At 40.7% G+C, this 18702-nt stretch carries 17 protein-coding genes; 8 read left to right on the top strand and 9 right to left on the bottom strand.

Annotated features, from left to right (window positions below; translation table 11 throughout):
- Positions 1–55: 55 nt before the first annotated feature.
- The 3 genes from ABTP35_RS03505 to ABTP35_RS03495 are packed head-to-tail and all read right to left on the bottom strand — an operon-like array spanning position 56 to position 5639.
- Positions 56–1810, bottom strand: coding sequence for an OmpA family protein (locus ABTP35_RS03505; protein ID WP_293293865.1), 1755 nt, complete (start codon positions 1808–1810; stop codon positions 56–58).
- Between the two features lie 4 nt (positions 1811–1814).
- Positions 1815–2750 carry a type IX secretion system membrane protein PorP/SprF gene (locus tag ABTP35_RS03500; RefSeq protein WP_293293867.1) on the bottom strand — a complete coding sequence of 312 codons (936 nt, stop codon included), beginning with the start codon at positions 2748–2750 and terminating at the stop codon, positions 1815–1817.
- Between the two features lie 12 nt (positions 2751–2762).
- The gene (locus tag ABTP35_RS03495; protein ID WP_293293869.1) at positions 2763–5639 is read right to left on the bottom strand and encodes a gliding motility-associated C-terminal domain-containing protein; all 2877 of its coding nucleotides are present in this window, start codon (positions 5637–5639) and stop codon (positions 2763–2765) included.
- Between the two features lie 306 nt (positions 5640–5945).
- Here ABTP35_RS03495 and ABTP35_RS03490 point away from each other — a divergent pair, with 306 nt between their 5' ends.
- Entirely contained in the window at positions 5946–6830 is an 885-nt protein-coding gene (locus ABTP35_RS03490) for a Mur ligase domain-containing protein (RefSeq protein WP_293293871.1), read from the top strand.
- 5 nt (positions 6831–6835) lie between these two features.
- Here ABTP35_RS03490 and ABTP35_RS03485 read toward each other — a convergent pair whose 3' ends face one another.
- A complete protein-coding gene (locus ABTP35_RS03485; protein ID WP_293293873.1) occupies positions 6836–7288 on the bottom strand; it encodes a DUF1569 domain-containing protein in 453 nt (150 codons plus the stop codon).
- A 53-nt stretch (positions 7289–7341) separates the two neighbouring features.
- Between ABTP35_RS03485 and radC the strand changes: the two genes are divergently transcribed.
- The 6 genes from radC (at position 7342) to ABTP35_RS03455 (ending at position 12922) form a co-directional block, all read left to right on the top strand.
- Positions 7342–8040 carry a DNA repair protein RadC gene (gene radC, locus ABTP35_RS03480; RefSeq protein ID WP_224837406.1) on the top strand — a complete coding sequence of 233 codons (699 nt, stop codon included), beginning with the start codon at positions 7342–7344 and terminating at the stop codon, positions 8038–8040.
- Between the two features lie 3 nt (positions 8041–8043).
- Positions 8044–9339, top strand: coding sequence for a polysaccharide deacetylase family protein (locus tag ABTP35_RS03475; protein WP_224837407.1), 1296 nt, complete (start codon positions 8044–8046; stop codon positions 9337–9339).
- Positions 9332–10021 (top strand): YjjG family noncanonical pyrimidine nucleotidase, encoded by a 690-nt coding sequence (locus tag ABTP35_RS03470; protein ID WP_293293876.1) that lies wholly within the window; start codon positions 9332–9334, stop codon positions 10019–10021. Before ABTP35_RS03475 ends, ABTP35_RS03470 begins: the two co-directional genes overlap by 8 nt.
- Before the next feature lie 36 nt (positions 10022–10057).
- Positions 10058–10609, top strand: a complete 552-nt coding sequence (locus tag ABTP35_RS03465; protein WP_293293878.1) for a hypothetical protein — start codon at positions 10058–10060, stop codon at positions 10607–10609.
- Positions 10610–10680: 71 nt separating this feature from the next.
- On the top strand, positions 10681–12063 hold the full coding sequence (locus ABTP35_RS03460; protein ID WP_313790236.1) for a DUF5723 family protein: 1383 nt from the start codon (positions 10681–10683) through the stop codon (positions 12061–12063).
- A gap of 13 nt (positions 12064–12076) precedes the next feature.
- Complete coding sequence (locus ABTP35_RS03455) at positions 12077–12922, top strand: hypothetical protein (protein ID WP_293293880.1); 846 nt, start codon at positions 12077–12079, stop codon at positions 12920–12922.
- Here ABTP35_RS03455 and ABTP35_RS03450 read toward each other — a convergent pair.
- Complete coding sequence (locus ABTP35_RS03450) at positions 12919–14196, bottom strand: replication-associated recombination protein A (protein WP_224837412.1); 1278 nt, start codon at positions 14194–14196, stop codon at positions 12919–12921. The genes ABTP35_RS03455 and ABTP35_RS03450 overlap by 4 nt on opposite strands.
- A 109-nt stretch (positions 14197–14305) precedes the next feature.
- Between ABTP35_RS03450 and ABTP35_RS03445 the strand changes: the two genes are divergently transcribed.
- Positions 14306–15031 (top strand): rhomboid family intramembrane serine protease, encoded by a 726-nt coding sequence (locus ABTP35_RS03445; protein WP_293293883.1) that lies wholly within the window; start codon positions 14306–14308, stop codon positions 15029–15031.
- Between the two features lie 3 nt (positions 15032–15034).
- Here ABTP35_RS03445 and rlmB read toward each other — a convergent pair whose 3' ends face one another.
- From rlmB to ABTP35_RS03425, 4 genes are read right to left on the bottom strand one after another with little or no spacing between them, the layout of a single operon-like run.
- Complete coding sequence (rlmB, locus tag ABTP35_RS03440; RefSeq protein ID WP_224837414.1) at positions 15035–15772, bottom strand: 23S rRNA (guanosine(2251)-2'-O)-methyltransferase RlmB; 738 nt, start codon at positions 15770–15772, stop codon at positions 15035–15037.
- A gap of 16 nt (positions 15773–15788) precedes the next feature.
- Positions 15789–16565 (bottom strand): hypothetical protein, encoded by a 777-nt coding sequence (locus ABTP35_RS03435; protein ID WP_224837415.1) that lies wholly within the window; start codon positions 16563–16565, stop codon positions 15789–15791.
- Positions 16562–17302 carry a hypothetical protein gene (locus ABTP35_RS03430; protein WP_293293887.1) on the bottom strand — a complete coding sequence of 247 codons (741 nt, stop codon included), beginning with the start codon at positions 17300–17302 and terminating at the stop codon, positions 16562–16564. The genes ABTP35_RS03435 and ABTP35_RS03430 overlap by 4 nt, the downstream gene beginning before the upstream one ends.
- Entirely contained in the window at positions 17302–18645 is a 1344-nt protein-coding gene (locus ABTP35_RS03425) for an aryl-sulfate sulfotransferase (protein ID WP_293293889.1), read from the bottom strand. The genes ABTP35_RS03430 and ABTP35_RS03425 overlap by 1 nt, the downstream gene beginning before the upstream one ends.
- Positions 18646–18702: the final 57 nt, after the last annotated feature.

Below are 18702 nucleotides of genomic sequence, written 5' to 3'. Positions count from 1 at the left end.
GCTATTTTATGGAAAAATAGCAATTACTCGGGTAAAATTTAAGGGAAAGCGATATTTATCTATTGGTTTGCTCCCATTCAAGTATGGTGAACTCGCATCTCCTGTTCTGTTCGTGGTCCTGTTCAGTGCAGTGGTTTTCTGTTTTGCATTGCACGAGTGGTTTCGATTCGCCATAACCTACGGCATTGATTCTATCTTCCGAGATTCCATTGTCCACCAAGAATTCTTTTACGGAGTTTGCCCGCTTTTGGGAAAGTTCCAAGTTGTATTTGTCATTGCCCCTGTTGTCGGTATGGGTGCCTACTTCAATCTTCATATTTGGGTATTTGTTCATTATGCGAACAACAACATCCAGTCGACCTCGAACATCTTTTCTCAAGTACCAAAGGTTGTAGTCAAAATGGATTTGTTGTGTTTTAATAAAGGTTTTGTCATCTTTTTGAACAAATGCGTCATCATTTTTGTCAACTTCTGATGTTTTGTTTTCATCGGGTTTATCGGGAGTGTTAGATGCCACTGGCTGAGTTTCTTCAATTTCTTTTATGATCAAAGGTTTGATTTCCTTGAAAGAATAGATGTCATCACTGCCTTTGCCCGATGGGCGGTTGGATGAGAAATAACCTTCTTTTGATGAATGAAGTGATATTGCAAAATCATCATACCCACTATTTATGGGCAGTCCCACATTGTCTGGCGTTTTGTGGCTTCCCGATTCGTATTTGGAGATAAAAATATCCAACAAACCAAAACCGGGATGACCGTTTGAAGCAAAGTAAAGATTGTTTTGTGCATCCAAAAAAGGAAATTGTTCCTTCTTATCCGTATTAATGGATGATCCTAAATTAGCGGGATTACTGTAAGATTCATGGGAAATGATATCAACGCTGTATAAATCGAACGACCCAAAGCCGCCTGGGCGGTCGGAAGAGAAATAAAGCTTGGTTTCGTTGTAATTCAATGTTGGATGTTCGGTGGAATGGTTGTCACTATTAAATGGTAATTCTGTAATATTGGTCCATTCGCCGTCTATCCATACTGCTTTGTAAATTTTTAAATTGGAGACCTTCTTGTTGTCTGTTCGTTTTCTTCCTTTTATAAAATTGTTCCGTGTAAAATAAATGGTTTTTCGGTCATTGGTAATAGCAAAAGTTCCCTCGTGCATTTTGGTATTGACCTTACCTGGGAGTCCTTTGCTAAAACTATCATTTTGGGTGATTTTATCAATGGGATGGGAATAAATATCCAAGTATCCTTGATTGTTCCAACGGTACACTTTTTTCCAAGATGTATTCTTTTTTTTGGCAGCGGTGTAAATCAAGTTGGAATCGATTTGCATTGCGGCAAATTCAGAGGCTGGAGTGTTCAAAGGGAGGTTTTTAATCATGAATCTATCCCCAATGGCTTCAATACTGTTAAGGTATAGTTGGTTTTGCCTTCCTTTATCCACGGAAACGGAATCACCCAAGTGTTGATAATAGGCTTGTAATGCTTTTTCTGCTTCTTGATACTTGCCTATGGCCTTTAAAGATTGATTGAGCTTGAAATAATAGGATGCATCCACATTTTTTCCAGATCTTGAGGTTAGGGTCTTGTACCATCTTGCCGCCGAATGCATATCATAAGTCCGGTAATAGGCATCCGCCAGGTTTTGTAATACCTGCTGACTTTTATTGGTAGCTAAGAGTTGCTCGTACAGCGGGATGGCATCACTATAAAAGGCTCGTTCAAAATAGGTGTTGGCACGCTCCAATTCTTTTTGGGCAAAAACGGTTTGTACACTAATCAATATGATAAAAAGTACTTTTTTCATGGTCTTAATAGAATCTTGGTGATTTATCATATCCTTTTTTAAGTCCTAGCAGGTCCAAATCGAAGAGGACAAGGATTTCATGCGACCCAGAACTGAAGCTACCTAAATTGGAAAGGGTATAATCGTAAGCGTAGCCAATTCTAATGGCTGTCATAACCGAAACATTGAACATTGCGCTTACAGCATCTCCCCATCGGTAGGAAAGTCCTGTTTCGAATTTATTGTTGAACAGCATATTAACAGAGGTGTCCAAAGAAATGGGAGAGCCTTCCACCATTTTGGTCATTATAGAGGGCTTTAATTTAAATTCAGGGTTTATGGTGTATACATAACCTGATGTAAAAAACAAGTGTATTTCCTCCGAACCTATGCGCCTAACTCCATCTTGGTTTTCGATATGTTTTGAGGTGAGTAGGTTAGGGGCCGAAACCCCGACGTAAAAGTTAGATCTATTGTAAAATGCACCGACTCCGATAGTAGGGAAAATACTATTGATGTTTTCATTAAAGGCATCATCTTCTTGGAATTCTGGAAAAACCAAATTGTTAAAATTGGTCTCAAAGGAGGTAATGCCACCCTTTAGGCCAAGGGCCAAATTGCTTTTGGAGTCCAGTTGTAAAATATACGCAAAGTCCGCATTAATATTGCTTTCTGAAAGAACGCCGTCCCCAATCTCATCTTTTATGATGGAAATTCCTGTTTCCACCTTGTCACTTAAGGTGGCGTGTGCAAAAAACGTGAATGTTTCAGGGGCACCCTCAACATTTTGCCATTGAGACCGGTAAAGTGCTCCAAAATTGATAAGTCCCCTTTCGTTTGTGGTGTAGGCTGGATTTATTACACTAAGGTTGTACATGTATTGTGTATATTGTGGGTCTTGCTGCGATTTTGCCCCGACGAAACTGAGAAATAATAACAAGGTTATTGGAATTCTTTTCATGGATTTGGTTGCTTATCGGTTTAGGTATAGTCTTCCCTGTTTGGGTTGATAACCTTCCCTGTTAAAATTGATGATATAGAAATAGACCCCGTTGGGAACGGTCTTTCCGTTAGGTCCAGAGCCATCCCAAGCAGGTCTGGAGGCATCTCCCTTGAATAGTGAATTGCCATAGCGATTAAAGATTTCCAATGTGAAATCGGGAAATATTATTTCAATGTTGGGAATATAATATGTGTCGTTTCTGCTGTCGTTATTCGGAGAGAATGCATCTGGAATAAAGAAACCATACTTTTTGGGGTCACAATTGTTGAGGTCGACCGCTACGGGGACTCTATTGGTATTGATGCACCCGGTATCCACATCATAACTTTGTGCGTAGTAAACGGTATCGTCTTCCAAAAGTTCGAAGCTAGATAAGGCCGCACCACCCTCCGCCACGTTGAACCATTCCACTTCTGCCGCAATCACGTTTTCAAGAGATTCCAATTCCGCTACGGTAGGATTATCCAGTGCACAGACCAAGAGTGCATCGGAGATTAAATCGGGTATTGGAGGTTGCACAATGATCGGTGTAATTTCCAATCTGGTGTTGCTCTCGCAGAATCCATCCAGTTGTTCTGCTGCATAGTAGGATTGCCCATCAATAAGGATTTCTGTCGGGTCCAAAATGGTCCCGCCTAAATCCGCATCGTACCAAACCACATTTCCTCCATTGGGCGCAGAGATTGAGAGATCTGACAATGTAAAGTTTTCAGAAGCACATAAAACTGGATTGGAATTGTTGGTAGTGGGTACACCTGATGTGAAAAAAGATACTTGAACCCTGGTACGTTCTTCGCTGACGCAGTTGTTGTTCTGATCGGTGCTGGAGATGTAATAATCCTCGCCATCTTCCAACTCAGTATCCAAAGGCAGTGCTTCCTGACTGTCCGCAGTTGGATAAAAGGAAACAGAGCCACTTGTGGTAACCGTAATGTCCTCCAAAGTTGGGGTGTCATTGTTCAAGCAAAAGGATTGTTGTTCTTCTGCGTCTACCACAATAGGTTCTCTTCCAATCGAAAAACCTTCTTGAAGTTCAAATTCGAATTGTGTTCTACAAGGAGTAGTGTCGTCTTGTGTACTCTTTAGAAGTACCATGTAATCTCCATCGGGGAGATTGGCAATATCGATTCCATAAACAGCAACTCCTCCCATGAAATTAATACTGTTGTCCGTTAGACTGGTTTGGCTATTTTGTTCCACAACTTCGTATTCAATCGTGTAGCTTCCGTTTGGAAGGTTGGGGGCATCTACAAGCACATCAATTGATGTGGCATCACAATTGTTGTCCACGGCAATATCCAACTGAATTTCTTCGGGAATGGGCTGTACCTGAATTCCTGTGTTGATAGTGCAGCCGATTTCATAACTATCCTCAACCGTGATTTCTACGGTGTATGATCCCGAGAGCTGAAATTGCTCCGCTGGAATTTGGAATGATGCAGAACCATTGGTAAACGCAATATTCTGTTCTGATAGGTTTACCACAGCGTTATCGGGAAGTATTACATCATAATTTATGGAATGTATTTCGTTGGTAGGATTCGCCATGGCATCCAAGATGCTTTCCAGATTCACGTTCACTGGATTGTTAGGGCAGATATTCTCGGCAGAGGCGACTGGATTAGATACCAAAAATTCTGTCTGTGCCACATCAATATCATCGCAGATCATTTGTTCGGGTAGGGTGCCTATTATTCCAATTACGTTTACTTGTACCGTTTCATTTATGGGGACTGCCGAGGGCATCACATTGAACGTGCCCGTTCCGTTTTCCAAGAGAATACTGGCAGACTCATCTTGATTTCCCTCGCTACTGGTGACACGATAATCAATTTGATATTGTCCCGATGGTAAAAGCGACGAATCGTAGTTTAAAGTAACTTCGTAGGGTGTTCCCAAACAGTAGTTTTCGGACTCCAAGGAGCCATTTAATGTAGGAAGAATGATGATGAAAACCTCCGTGGAAGATTCTGGACAAACAGGATGTGAGGGTTGAACGGTGTAAGTAAAACTGTAACTCCCATATCCATGATTTGTGTTGATGTCATCCACATTCACAAAGTGGTCCTGAAGATTTTCAAGTTGATTGGTATTGACTTCGGACCATACTCCATTTGGATCTTCATTGTTTAGTAAATCGTTCAAATCAAGATTTGTAAAACCGGATAGGTCGTCTGTAGTGCAGACTATAAAGTCGATAGGTTCGCCAGAATTTGGCGCCTCGTGTACTTCTAAATTCACGGTGGATTGCATTCCTGGACATACATCCACTGCGGGTACGGTGTAGGTGAAAATGTATTCTCCAGGACCTGCAGCTTGGGCATCAAATAGATTGCCGTTTAAAAAACCCGTTTCTGTATTGGGGTCCTCAGCCCAAACACCATTAAAGTCTGGAACCTCTCCATCTATTAAGCTTCCTAAAAAATTGAACATGTTTACGGGTCCATCACTGCACGCATTCGCACTTCCATCAATATTATCCTGTCCAGCGTAACCGCCTAAGAACAGTGTGATGGTAGCAGATTCGTTGCAATTTGGATTGGTGTAGGTGAACTGATGTTCCCCGAAATAGCTTACTTCCCAAAGGTTAAGTATTCCTGTATTGGTGTCCAAGGCACCAATGATGTTGGAGTTTGGTGTGGACCAAGTACCACCTGGGTCGGGCATTCCGTTCAAGTTTGTGAATAAATCAAAAGTTTGATTTGAGATATCATCATACTTGTTGCAAACGGTTATCGTATTGTCTTCTCCAGCACATTGGGAATACATGGACTGTACAACAGTCAAGAACAATATAGTAACCCCAAAAGCACGATGCCAAATATGGGCAAGGTTGTTTTTTGTCATTTTTAAGTAGGTCAAAAAGTTGTAGGTCAATTCGGGGAAGAACTGAAAACAACGGTATTAAAAACAATTAAAAATCGGTTGTGGGGTTACAACGCGATATGCTTTTTGAGGTTAGAAGTCACAAAAATAATAAAAAAAGTTTTTAGGGCGGGCTTGCATGTACTTAATGCAGACTTATCAGTACAGATGGTTTAAAGTATTGTGTTTTTGATGATTTTTGGAGTTAGCTCCAAATGGAATATCGAACATCCCTATTTGCAATGGCATCGGCAATGGTTATTTTTGCGGTTCAAAAAAATAAAAACAATGCAGGTACATTTTATTGGTTTGGGCGAAATAAACATGTTGAATTTGGCCGTGGCCTTGTACAAAAAAGGGGCAACTGTAACCGGCAGTGAAGAAACATTCAACGATTCCCTCGCATCGGGTGTAAAAGAGCGGGGTCAGATTGCCCAGAAAGCAGGTTGGTTTACCGATAAAATCCATGATCGGTTGGACGCAGTAGTATTCGGTCCTAATGTAAAACCTGATAATCCAGAGTTGCTCAAGGCAAAGGAACTCAATTTAAATATACTGACCTGTTCCCAATTTTTGTTCGAGCAGACCAAACTTAAAACTAGGGTGGTTATAGCGGGGACCAATAACAGTGCAACGGTTGCTGCCATGGTTTTTCATGTTTGCGTCTACAACGAACTTCAGGTTGACTATGTCTTGTCCAAACCCACTGAAATTCGTTTGACAGACGAGAACGATTTTGTGATCATCGATGGTGGTAATGTAATCGTGGAAGGAGGTTACCAACTCCAATCCATTCGCCCGAACATAGCTTTACTGAGCGATATTTATTATGATGAAACTTCGGTGCAACCAGATTTTGATAACAATGCCGAGACGTACGCTAAGTTTGTGGATAGTGTTGTAAAAGGCGGCAGCATTACCTATAATGAGGAGGATGTCGAGGTTAAAAAGCGGGTCGAAGCATCTGAAAACCCTATCCGAAAATTTCCATATTCAACCCCGGCATACCAAGTAATGGATGGTGAAGTGTTTGTGGATACCCCGGATGGTGAAATGCCCTTGAAAATTTCTGGACAGGAAAAACTAAGGTGTATGGCAGGGGCCAAGTGGATATGTCAACAAATGGGTATTGATGAGGTCGAGTTTTACGAGGCCATGGCAACTTTTGGATAAGATTCTCAAACCCCAAATTGTCGCAAATGATGGTCCAGATGTTTATATTGCATTTGTCCCCATTGCTCTGGGGTAAACGAGCCAAAAACCGGATGTGGATCCCATTCTTTCTTATCTTTTTCTTGATGGAAATCATTGATCAACCCTATCAATTTATCTTTTTCCTTGCCAAAATCTTTGGACTCGGTTACTTTTAAACCTTTGGCCGTTGGAAGGTTTTGTCTCCATGGTTTATCGTTGTACAAGCTTTTTTTGAAAAACTTCCCCATAAGTTTCAGCATTAGGTTGGGTCGGTTATTGGGATTGTATCTTTTTAACGAAATTTTTAGTGGGTATTGACAGTGATTCAGCATCTGACCCACTTCCATTTTGCCCCATTGCCTTTCGGAAGAATTCGATAGGTTATCGATACGTTCCAATATTTCTTTGTGGGCCTCGGGACTAAAAAGCGATTTCATTTTTGAATTCTTTATGCCCAAGGTACATAAAATTATTCTTCTATCTTTAGGCCATGCAAGATAAACTAGCTTCTTTTTCCATTAAAAATTGGGCGGACGATGATCGACCCAGAGAAAAATTGGTGCAAAAAGGAAGCTCAGTATTGTCCGATGCAGAATTGATCGCTATTTTGATCGGATCGGGCAGTAGGGAGGAAAGCGCCGTGGAGCTGGCCAAACGGATATTGGCTTCGGTCGACCATAACCTTAACGAACTTGGGAAGCTCTCCGTAAACCAATTAATGCGATTTAAAGGTATTGGGGAAGCCAAGGCGGTTTCCATTGCCGCGGCTTTGGAAGTAGGTCGACGAAGGAGAACGGAAGATACCGCCAAGATTACAAAAATTAAAAGTAGCTACGATGCATACGAGCTGCTCTACCCTTTGATCGGCGAGTTGCCGCACGAGGAGTTTTGGATAGTGTACCTGAATAATTCGAATAAGGTGCTCCATAAATGCCAGTTGAGCAAGGGAGGGATAACCGGAACTTTGGTGGATGTTAGGTTGGTGCTCAAACTAGCTTTGGAACTGGGTGCCGTCGGATTGATTTTGGCACACAACCATCCATCGGGTACGTTAAGGCCGAGTGAGGCAGACAAACAACTTACCGACAAGTTGAAGATAGCTTCGGAATCTCTGGACATTAAAATATTAGATCATTTGATATTGGCCAGACAAGACTATCTTAGTTTTGCGGACAAAGGAATATTATAGCCCATGTTATTGATATTTACCCATAAGGTAACCAACCGATTAACATATACTGCCAAACAGATTTTTGAAAGGATCTTGGGAGTGGAGATAGGTTTTACCACAAAGGTGGAAGACTTTATAAAGCATAATGGCCCCAAGATGACCTATTCCAAACAACCGTTGCAAAATGAGTTTTTTATTCGAAGCAACGACCTTTTGTTCGAACAGGGCATTAATGATCTGGATATAAAGGTCGCCGATTGGGACGACATACCTTGTTTCTTCTCGGCGGGAGATAAAAGCACGGTACCTTTCGATATTTTTTCCGCAAGTTTTTTTCTATTGAGTAGGTATGAAGAGTATTTGCCTCATGTAAAGGATAGTGTGGGCAGATTTCCCGTAAAGGAAAGTATTGCTTATCAAAACAATTTTTTAGAACTGCCAGTGGTAGATCTGTGGGCATATAAGCTGTTCAAAGCTTTGAAAGAGCGTTTTCCCGAATTGGAAAATAAGGAAAATGGGTATCGGTTTACATCGATCATTAATGTTACCACCTCCCATGCCTACGCCCTTAGAGGGCCATCAAGAACCATTGGAGGGCTCTTATTGGATTTGGGCAATTTCAAGTTCAGAAATGTTTGGGAGCGTATTTCCGTTGTATTGGGCATCAAAAAAGATCCTTACGATAATTTTTTGGAACTGGTGGAAATACACAAAAGGTTTCCGATCGAGACCATGTTCTTTTTTCAATTCGCCAAGCATTCGGCCCACGATAAGAACATATCCACAAACAATAACAAGTTCCGTTACCTAATAAAATCCGTAGCGGATTATAGTGCAGTCTCCCTTAGTACCTCTTTTGTATCCTCGTTGGACAAGAATGTGCTTAAAGAAGAAAAGAAGCAGTTGGGCAATTTGATCAATAGGCCCATCAACTATGCCAGGCTCCGCTATAATAAAGTCAACGTTCCGGCCACATACCGTAACTTGGTAGAAACAGAATTTACAGACGATTTTTCTATGGGCTATACACACGAAATAGGTTTTAGGGCGGGCACTTGCACCCCTTTTTATTTTTACGATATAAACACCGAGGTGAGGCAGCCCATTAAAATACACCCCTTCGCCATGCACGATTATGCTTTGCTCAAGTTTAAGAAAAAGGAAGAGGTATTTGAAAAAATGGACAATTTGTACCGAATGGTAAAACAGGTCAAGGGAGAATTTGTCCTTGTGTTTTCCAACGAACTACTGGGCGGAAAACAACAATGGGATTGGATGGAACTGTATCAAGCCATGTTAAAGCGCTATTATGTTTGAACATAAAGTAACCGATATTTTTTTTGATCTAGATCACACCCTATGGGATTTTGAGAGGAATTCGGCCCTTACATTTGCCAAAATTCTTGACCATCATAAAGTAGAAGTGGATTTAAATGGTTTTTTGGAAATTTATGCCCCCATCAACCTACAAATGTGGGCCTTGTATCGTAAAAATGGCATCAGTAAATCGGAGTTGCGATACCAACGGTTGAAAAAAACTTTTGATGTTCTGAACATATCCATTTCCGATGATATGATCAATGCACTGGCCCACGATTATATTGCGCATTTGTCATCGTTTACCCATCTATTGCCCAATACGCTGCCCGTTCTGGAATATCTATTTCCAAAATACAGATTGCACATTATTACCAATGGGTTTCAGGAAGTGCAGAACAAAAAGTTGAAGGGGAGCAGCATACACCATTTTTTTGAGAAAGTAATAGATTCGGAGATGGCAGGGGTTAAAAAACCGAATCCGCATATTTTTAAGTTGGCTTTGGACCTGGCCGAGGTAAGACCGGAAAATTCACTTATGGTTGGGGATAGCTTGGAAGCCGATATTTTGGGGGCAAAGGCCATGGGGATGCAAGTGCTTCACTACAATTTTCATAATGATCCAAATCACGGTGAATGTAGAATGATTAACGATCTTATTGAAATAAAAAGCATATTATAGAGTTATCTAAAAAGTGGCATACCCCATTTTTTGGCTATGAAAAAATTACCCTATTTACTTGCTTTGGTAACAGCTTTTCTGTGCACCTTGGTTTCTTGTACCGAAGAACAAAACTTTGATCAGATCGAAGATTTAAGTCTTACCCCGACTTTGTCCACAGGTATTTTTTATCTGGAATCGGACGAAGCTTCTATAAATCAAGCAGGTCCTTTTAATTCGTTTTATTTTCAGGAAGTAAATTTTGATGCTTTTAATGAAGAGTACGTCTCGGAACGTTTGTTGGAAGGGACAATTCTTTACGAATTGGAAAATACAACAAGCAAACAACTACGGGTTACCATCGATTTTTTAAGTGAAGATGGTCAGGTTTTGGACACAGAAGTTTTTAACGTCCCGGCCAATACAACAGATATAATAACCAGAGAAGTATATTACGGACCCGGAGGAAAAAGTCTGGATATTCTTATCAATACTTCGGGTTTACGGATATCCGGTAATAACTTAAGTGATAGTAGCAGTGTATCTTCCAACGAGGATCCAAAGGTTATTTTACGTTCTGGGGCGGAATTTGAATTTGAGCTGCTATGAGAATGGTATGCAAGATTTTTTCAGCCGTTGTTTTTTGCTGTGCAACAACTTTTGCCCAAAACAAGCAGTTGTTGTACGACTTTTATGAGATTCCCCAATCTTTAATGATAAACCCAGGGATAAAGACCTCACAAAAATGGCATGTAGGAGTTCCGGTAATATCGGGCATATCGGTTCAGGGAGCTAGCAGTGGGGTAACCGTAAACGATCTTTTTGCCAATGACGGTGTTGATTTCACTACAAAGGTCCAAGAGCGATTGCTTGATGTAATGGGCAATAGGGACGATTTTGGTTCAACAAGCCAGATAGAGGGGTTTACCATTGGTTTTCGAGGAAAAAACAGACTGGATGATTATTATTCCTTTGGAATGTACGGGGAAATGGATGTTATCTCTTATTGGCCCAAAGATCTAGCTATATTGGCCTTTGAGGGCAATGGAGGCAACAATATTGGCCGAAGTTTTGATCTGGGTGATTTAAACGTTCGAGGAGAAATGGTCAATGTTCTTCATTTTGGTATCAACAGAAAAGTGAACTCCGATCTTACCATGGGAATCAGGGGCAAGCTCTATTCGAGTATTTTTCAGTTTCAATCCATAAAGAACTCTGGGTCGTTTGTAACCACCCAAGGAACCAACAATATTTTTGAAAGTGCCATTAACGCAGACATGCAGCTTCAAACGGCAGGTGTAAAAGGGTTTTATGATATTGTGGACGAAGATTCTGGAACAACAAGAAAAGATGTTGAGCGGTTGTTTTCCAAACGTGTTTTATTGGGGGGCAATCTTGGTCTCGGACTGGATTTTGGGTTTAGTCACCAACTAAATCAACAGACGACCATCACTGGCAGCATATTGGATTTAGGATTTATTTATAACGCCAAAGATGTTTGGAACTATACCTTTAGCGGTAGTACCGTTACCGATGGCATTTCTGTCATTCTTCCGGATGATATAAACAATCTGGACAATGATTTATGGCAAGACCTGATCGATGAGATAGACGAAGCATTGCCACATGGGGAAAACCAGGAAGCATATATTTCTTGGAGGCCTGTAAAACTGTACGGATCTATCCGTTACGATTTTGGAGAAGGGGGAAACCCACTGTCCGATAATTGTGGGTGTGCCGTAAATCCCGGAGGAGGAATAAATCGGGATTATTACAGGAACAGCTTGGGCGGACAATTGTTCATGATCAAAAGACCTAAAGGTATTCAACCGGCGTTAACGGGTTTTTACCAGAGAAGGCTCGGAAGGGCGATTGCCTTAAAAGCAACATATACGTTGGACAAATATTCCTATACAAATGTTGGACTGGGCACTAGTCTTCAAATGGGGCCGGTAAATTTTTATGTCTTGGCGGACAATCTACTCAGTTATTCGAATATGGCCGACAGTCACTATGCTTCTTTACAGTTCGGATTTAATATTATATCTTGGAACGATAATTGAGTATACCATCTATATGAAAACAAAAGTATTGTACATATTGCTATTTGCAATGGGGGTGAGCGGAGCTGTAAATGCTCAACTGAACAACTATAAATATATTATTGTTCCCAAGAAATTTGAAGCCTACAAAACAGTAAACAAGTACCAGACCAGTACGTTGGTCAAATATTATTTTGAGCAAAACGGGTTCAATGCCGTATATGATGACGCTCTGCCTTCGGACTTGGCAAATGAAAGATGTTTAGGTCTGGTGGCCGATATCGAAGATAGCTCTTCCTTGTTTGCCACAAAATTGAACATTACCTTAAAAGATTGCAATAATGTTGAAGTATTCCGATCTATGGAGGGCAAGAGTAGAATCAAAGAATTCAATGAATCCTACAAGGATGCTATCCAAAAAGCCTTCGTTTCCTTTTCTGGGATGAATTATAGCTATGTTCCAAAAACAAAAGTGAAGGTGCAGGACGAAGCTCCGGTAACCATAAGTTTTAAGGACGATGTTAAAACCGTGGAAGAAGAGCCGGCAAAGTATGTAGTTGAGCAAAAATCCACAATGGATGAGCAAGTTTATAAGGCCATAGAGCCAAAGTCAAGTAATATCACCAGGGCAGTAGTGGAGAAAACAGAACTTCCGGACCCATCTAATGTTTTGTATGCACAGGCCATAGCAAATGGGTATCAGCTAGTGGACAGTAGTCCTAAAGTGGTGCTAAAACTGGAAGAAACATCCATGGACAATGTTTTTATGACCAGTTATAACGGAAACAACGCATTGGTTTTTAAGAAAAATGATAAATGGATATTGGAGTATTCAGATAATGGGGAGAAAATCCAAAAAGAATTGAACATCAAGTTTTAATAATCATATTTGTTCTTCCACCTTTTCTTTAAAAAATCCTTCATGGCATTTTCCCTGGGATTATTGCCAGGCTTATAAAAGGTAGTGCCTTTTATTTCATCCGGTAGAAATTCAAAATCCACAAAGTTGTTTTCGTGGTTATGGGCATAGTCATAACCCTTGCCATAGCCAAGGTCTTTCATTAATTTGGTCGGGGCATTGCGAATGGCCATGGGCACGGATAGGTCACCGGTTTTGCGAACCGTTTGTTGTGCTTCGTTGATGGCCATATAGCTGGCATTACTTTTGGCCGAACTTGCCAAGTAAACCGCACATTGTCCTAAAATAAGTCTCGCTTCTGGGTAACCAATGGTTGTAACGGACTGGAACGTGGTATTGGCAAGTACCAAGGCGGTCGGATTGGCGTTTCCTATATCCTCCGATGCAAGAATTACCATTCTACGGGCAATAAATTTAACGTCCTCGCCACCTTCGATCATTCGGGCCAACCAATATACGGCGGCATTTGGGTCGCTGCCACGAATACTTTTAATAAATGCCGAAATTATATCGTAATGCTGTTCACCGGTCTTGTCGTAAAGCACGGTGTTTTTTTGCACCTTGTTTTGCACTAATTCGTTGGTGATGACTATTTTGTCACTGGCTTCGGAATTTATGATCAATTCAAAAATGTTCAGCAATTTTCTGCCATCACCTCCCGACAATCGCAGGAGGGCTTCGGTTTCCTTTAGGATTATTTCTTTTTTGGCAAGTTGAGCATCAGTTTTTATGGCACGTTCCAACAAGGCGATAAGGTCGTCTTTGCCAAATGGGTTCAAGACGTAAACCTGGCACCGTGATAAAAGTGCAGGAATTACTTCAAAGCTTGGGTTTTCCGTGGTCGCACCAATCAAAGTGACCCAGCCTTTTTCAACCGCTCCAAGCAACGAATCTTGTTGCGATTTGCTAAACCGATGGATTTCATCAATAAAAAGAATCGGATTTTTGGACGTAAAAAGTCCACCGCTCTGTTTGGCTTTGTCTATAACTTCCCTAACATCCTTAACACCGCTACTGATAGCGCTCAATGTGTAAAATGGCCTTTGGCTTTCTGTTGCAATAATATTGGCCAAGGTGGTTTTTCCCGTTCCGGGAGGTCCCCAAAAAATCAAAGAAGGAATAACGCCGTTTTTTATCTGGTTGGTCAATGCTCCTTGCTTGCCCACCAAATGCTGTTGACTTATATAATCTTCTAACGTTTTAGGACGTATGCGTTCTGCCAAAGGTTCGTTCATGGCGTAAAAATAAAATATTTTTGATGGTCTTTCATCAATGGATTTTATGGTATGCCTGACAATTTGTATAATTTTAGGATTGTGGCGGGATGTTTGATTTTGTGGTAATATGAGTGCGGATACATTTAAATTTTCAAATTCGGTGGTTTTTGTACCCTTGTTTGCCGTTCTGGCCATTTGGGTGGTTTTTTGGGTCGAGGTCAAATTCGGCATCAACCTTAACGAGTATGGGGTATACCCCCGTAGGCTATCCGGGTTAAAAGGTGTAGTGTTCAGTCCTTTTATCCATGGGTCCATTACGCATTTGTACAACAATACCATCCCGTTGGCGGTCTTAACGGCTTTCTTGTTTTATTTTTATAATAGTGCCGCACTACGGGTATTGCTTTTGGGGACGCTTGTCTCGGGTATTCTCACGTGGGCGATTGCTAGACCATCGTACCATATTGGTGCAAGCGGGGTGATCTATTTATTGGCCAGTTTTATCTTTTTTAAGGGCATTTTGGCCAAAAATTATCGTTTGGTTGCACTTTCTTTAGTGGTTGTTTTTATCTATGGCAGTATGATCTGGTATATTTTCCCGGTAAAGGATGGTATTTCGTGGGAAGGGCACTTGGCAGGTTTTGTAACTGGATTGCTCTTTGCCTTTTTTACCAAAGTACCTGTTCCCGAAGTTCGAAAGTACGATTGGGAAAAGGATGATTACAACGAGAAGGACGACCCATTTCTACAACATTTTGATGAAAACGGCAATTTTATAGCATCATCTGAGGAAGATGAACCTGTCCAAAAAGTGGAAATCAAATACCACTACAAAGAGTCCGATAAGGATTGATGCCTACGTATTTCGCTGCCTTACTACTTCGTAAAGGAAAACGCCACAGGCAACAGATACATTTAGCGAGCCAATTTTGCCCATTAAAGGTAGTTTTGCCCTATGGTCCAATATGTTGAGAGTGGAGGGGGAGATACCTTTTTCCTCTGAGCCCATAATTATGGCCGTAGGTTGGTTAAAATCCAAACTATAGATCTCATGTTCCGCTTTTTCCGTGGCTCCGGTGACAACAACCCCCGAGGACTGTAGGTAAAAAATAGCGTCCTTTAAGTGATCTACTTTGGCAATGGGAATGTTAAAAGCAGCCCCGGCAGATGTTTTAATCGCATTCTCGTTCAGAGGGGCCGACCCGGAGGTAGGTACTATAATCGCATGAACACCGGTACATTCTGCAGTACGTATTATTGCTCCAAAATTGCGTACATCGGTTACTTGATCCAATAATAGGAAGAGCGGTAATTTTTCGGTTGCCATTACGGCTTCTGCAACAGATTCAAAATCTTGGAATGCTATTTGGGAAATTTTGGCCACGGCTCCCTGGTGATTGCCATGTGCCAATTTGTCCAATTTTTGAAGAGGGACATAAGAATGACTTATTTTGCTTCTTCTTATGTCCTCCTCCAATTGTGTAAAAAGATCACCCTGTAATCCTTTTTGTAGATAAACTTTGTTTATTGGGGTTCCGGAATGAATCGCTTCTTGGATCGCCCGTATGCCGTAAATGGTGTGGTCAGATTTCAATAGTGATCGATCAGATTTAATAAAGATTGTTAAAAAGTATCAAAAGACCTTGGTCCGTATCTAAATCGATGTCTTTTTTTCTGAAGCTTTTTGCATCAAATCCTGCAATATTATCCTCTAAAAACTTAAAAAGTTTGTTCTTTTTAGTGGGTAGTTTTACAATTTTATCCGATCCTTCCATTTGCACATAATATCCAATAAATGGTGTAAATCTACTGGGTATAGGGTTTACCATGGAATTTTCAGCTTCTTTGCCTTCAAAAAATTTAACATCGTATTGTTTGTACAAAGATGCCTTTTCTCCGGCAGATAAAAGAATAAGATAGCCATTTTGTACCTCTCCTTTTTTATCGAAGAATTGGTTGTAGATATACTTTTTGCCGCTATTGGAGATGATATAGATATCGTTACTCTTTATAAGTGCCTGATAGTCTTCTTCTTCCAACTGGGTCTTTTTTACTTCCAATTCATCGGAAAAGGCATTGTACCTAAAATAAACGTCGTCCAAAAGTTCGTCTTTACTGTAAACTTTTCCATTGGTAAATTTTTCGTTTTCGTAAGCGGAACCTTCTTGGGCGCCTATATAGAAAGACTGTGTTGTACCATTGTTTTTTACATCCCGCATTAGCTGGTCCATTGCAGGAGTTCTTCTCTGAAAATAATTGGCCAATGGGCTTCCTTCTACTTGTGCGTTGCCAAGTGCGGCACGAACCGATGCATCGTTAGTGTCCAAAACCTGCCCAAAAGCAAGACAGGTTGTGCTTAAAAAAAGAATAAGTACTATAGGTTTCATAAGGAGTCTATTTTTTGAAAAAACAGTTTTAAGTCGTTCTCGTCGTTTAAATCGGTTTTTTCGGTTTTTAAGATTTCGTTTATTGTTTTTCTTTGATCCGACGTAAATAGTTTCAAAAATTTTCCTTTTCGGGTATCGACCTCATCGATTCGGTTTACCCCTTTCTTTTGAAAATAATATTCTGAAAAATGGGTAAATCTGCTCGGTGTACTTTGTACCATGGAATTTACGGCTGATCTTCCTTCGGTGAACTTTACGGATAGTTTGTGGTAGAGCTTGTATTTATCACCTTCCCAAATGGTTGCCAAGTAGCCGTTTTTAGTTTCTTTTTTCCTGTTGATAAAGGTGGAGAACTTCATCATTTTGCTACCATAGAGCACTTCTATTTTTTTGTCCGGTAAAAAAGATTTTAACGGTTTGTCCCCTTGGGCACTTTCCTTTATTTCGAACTCGTTGTTGAACGCATTGTAGCGAACCATAAATTCGCCTGTAAATTCACCATCATAAAAAACTTTGCTTCGGACAAAGTTTTTGGTGTAGTACGGAGAGCCCAAAATATTGGAGTTTTCATTAAAGGAACTTTTCTTGTTTCTTAGCTCCATCATTACCAGGTTCAATTGGGGACTTCCTCCTCTTGCTGCGTCGAACATTCCTTGTTCGGTAGTGGGAGCGGAGGACAGTTGTGCAAATCCGTTAAAAGTTAATGCGATAAATACGGTAAAAATTGAATATTTCATTAATTAGGGTTTAGTATGTCATTCGATATAAGTTCGTTCTCTGTATAGCTGTAGGTTCTCCAATAGAAACCGTCACCTGAAAATTTCCAGACCACTTCTTTATCCCGTGTAACTTCCCAGACACCGAAATCTCCTTCGGTAATCAGAATATTGCCATTGGGCAGTGTAACTGCACCGGATACTTTCGGGGAAAACAATTCTGGGTCCGTAAAACTCCAGAGGATTGAGGGTTCATTGAATTCGTTATTTTGGTTTTTAAAGGTTTCGGGTATTTCAATCTCAAAAACAGTAGATTGAAGCTGGTCGGAGCCGTTTCCAAAAACAAACATTGTATTGTCTTCGATAAGATTGGGATGGTGGTTGTTGTTAAACATCCTTTTGGATTCGAAATCTCCATAGGCCTCCGGGTTTCCAAATCGATAGATCAGGTCACCTCCCATATTATAATTTCCACCTTCGTGCGAGGAGGCTTCCTCTGTAGTGGTGCTATGATCGATTGCCCAAATTTCGTGATAAAAGTTAACACTGAGGTAGATAATATCGTTGGTGGCGTCGTATTCAATGCCGTTTGCGTGGCTTACATCTCCATTTTCGAGTTGATTGTAGTTGATGTCTATTAAATGCGGATTTTCTGAAATACTACCATAATACGGTAGATTTTCGTCGTAATCCTGAACAAGATGGTCCCACATGTGCCATTCCCATACGATTTCGTTGTTGGTTGGGTCGACTTCAATTATGGCATCTGGATAAATATCAATTTCTTGTTTGTACCCGATTGCTATGGCATTGGAAGCTGATAATTTTTCCCATACCATAAGTAGCACGTTTCCGTTGGGCATTCGTTCGGCATCGTGGTGTAGAATATAATCTTCGGATGAATATGTGAACTGCCATTCCACATTGCCCTCTTTGTCCAAAAGTTCTATTTTGCCACCTTGCCCACCTAGCGCTATCAAAGTTTCCTCGGATTCGAGCATGGCCAGCAGTTTGCCGTTGCTCTCTATAATACAATCGTTGCCCAGATTACCGTTATTAATGTTCCAATCGAATATGATTTCCCCTTTTTTGTTCATTAAATAGACCAAATTGTTTCCTGCATCATTGATCAATACAGGATTTTGATCTATAAGATCGGAGTTTAATATTTCTACTTCACCGGCCTTTTCATAAGTAGGCGCATTGCCATTGTCCTGATCGGGGTCATCGTTATTGTCCGGTCCATCGTCCGTATTGTCTTGCTGTTCCTCATCAGGTAATACACCCTCGGTGGTTGAATTATTATCACAAGAATAAATTAAAAGAAAGAGGAGTAAAGTATAAATGAGTTTGTTAGGTTTCATGCTACAATATAAGAAAAAGACAAAGGCCACCGATTAAAGTGACCTTTGAAGTAATTA

The sequence above is a fragment of the Flagellimonas alginilytica genome, assembly GCF_042134605.1.
GTDB classification, from domain to species: domain Bacteria; phylum Bacteroidota; class Bacteroidia; order Flavobacteriales; family Flavobacteriaceae; genus Flagellimonas; species Flagellimonas alginolytica.
This window is presented reverse-complemented; position numbering and strand designations above follow the sequence as displayed.

Bases quoted from the DNA above. Each gene is read 5' to 3' on its own strand.
- ABTP35_RS03470 (WP_293293876.1), top strand. From the start codon at position 9,332: ATGTTTGAACATAAAGTAACCGATATTTTTTTTGATCTAGATCACACC.
- ABTP35_RS03445 (WP_293293883.1), top strand. From the start codon at position 14,306: ATGAGTGCGGATACATTTAAATTTTCAAATTCGGTGGTTTTTGTACCC.
- ABTP35_RS03485 (WP_293293873.1), bottom strand. From the start codon at position 7,288: ATGAAATCGCTTTTTAGTCCCGAGGCCCACAAAGAAATATTGGAACGT.
- radC (WP_224837406.1), top strand. From the start codon at position 7,342: ATGCAAGATAAACTAGCTTCTTTTTCCATTAAAAATTGGGCGGACGAT.
- ABTP35_RS03490 (WP_293293871.1), top strand. From the start codon at position 5,946: ATGCAGGTACATTTTATTGGTTTGGGCGAAATAAACATGTTGAATTTG.
- ABTP35_RS03505 (WP_293293865.1), bottom strand. From the start codon at position 1,810: ATGAAAAAAGTACTTTTTATCATATTGATTAGTGTACAAACCGTTTTT.
- ABTP35_RS03500 (WP_293293867.1), bottom strand. From the start codon at position 2,750: ATGAAAAGAATTCCAATAACCTTGTTATTATTTCTCAGTTTCGTCGGG.
- ABTP35_RS03455 (WP_293293880.1), top strand. From the start codon at position 12,077: ATGAAAACAAAAGTATTGTACATATTGCTATTTGCAATGGGGGTGAGC.
- ABTP35_RS03465 (WP_293293878.1), top strand. From the start codon at position 10,058: ATGAAAAAATTACCCTATTTACTTGCTTTGGTAACAGCTTTTCTGTGC.
- ABTP35_RS03425 (WP_293293889.1), bottom strand. From the start codon at position 18,645: ATGAAACCTAACAAACTCATTTATACTTTACTCCTCTTTCTTTTAATT.
- ABTP35_RS03430 (WP_293293887.1), bottom strand. From the start codon at position 17,302: ATGAAATATTCAATTTTTACCGTATTTATCGCATTAACTTTTAACGGA.
- ABTP35_RS03475 (WP_224837407.1), top strand. From the start codon at position 8,044: ATGTTATTGATATTTACCCATAAGGTAACCAACCGATTAACATATACT.
- ABTP35_RS03495 (WP_293293869.1), bottom strand. From the start codon at position 5,639: ATGACAAAAAACAACCTTGCCCATATTTGGCATCGTGCTTTTGGGGTT.
- ABTP35_RS03435 (WP_224837415.1), bottom strand. From the start codon at position 16,565: ATGAAACCTATAGTACTTATTCTTTTTTTAAGCACAACCTGTCTTGCT.
- ABTP35_RS03450 (WP_224837412.1), bottom strand. From the start codon at position 14,196: ATGAACGAACCTTTGGCAGAACGCATACGTCCTAAAACGTTAGAAGAT.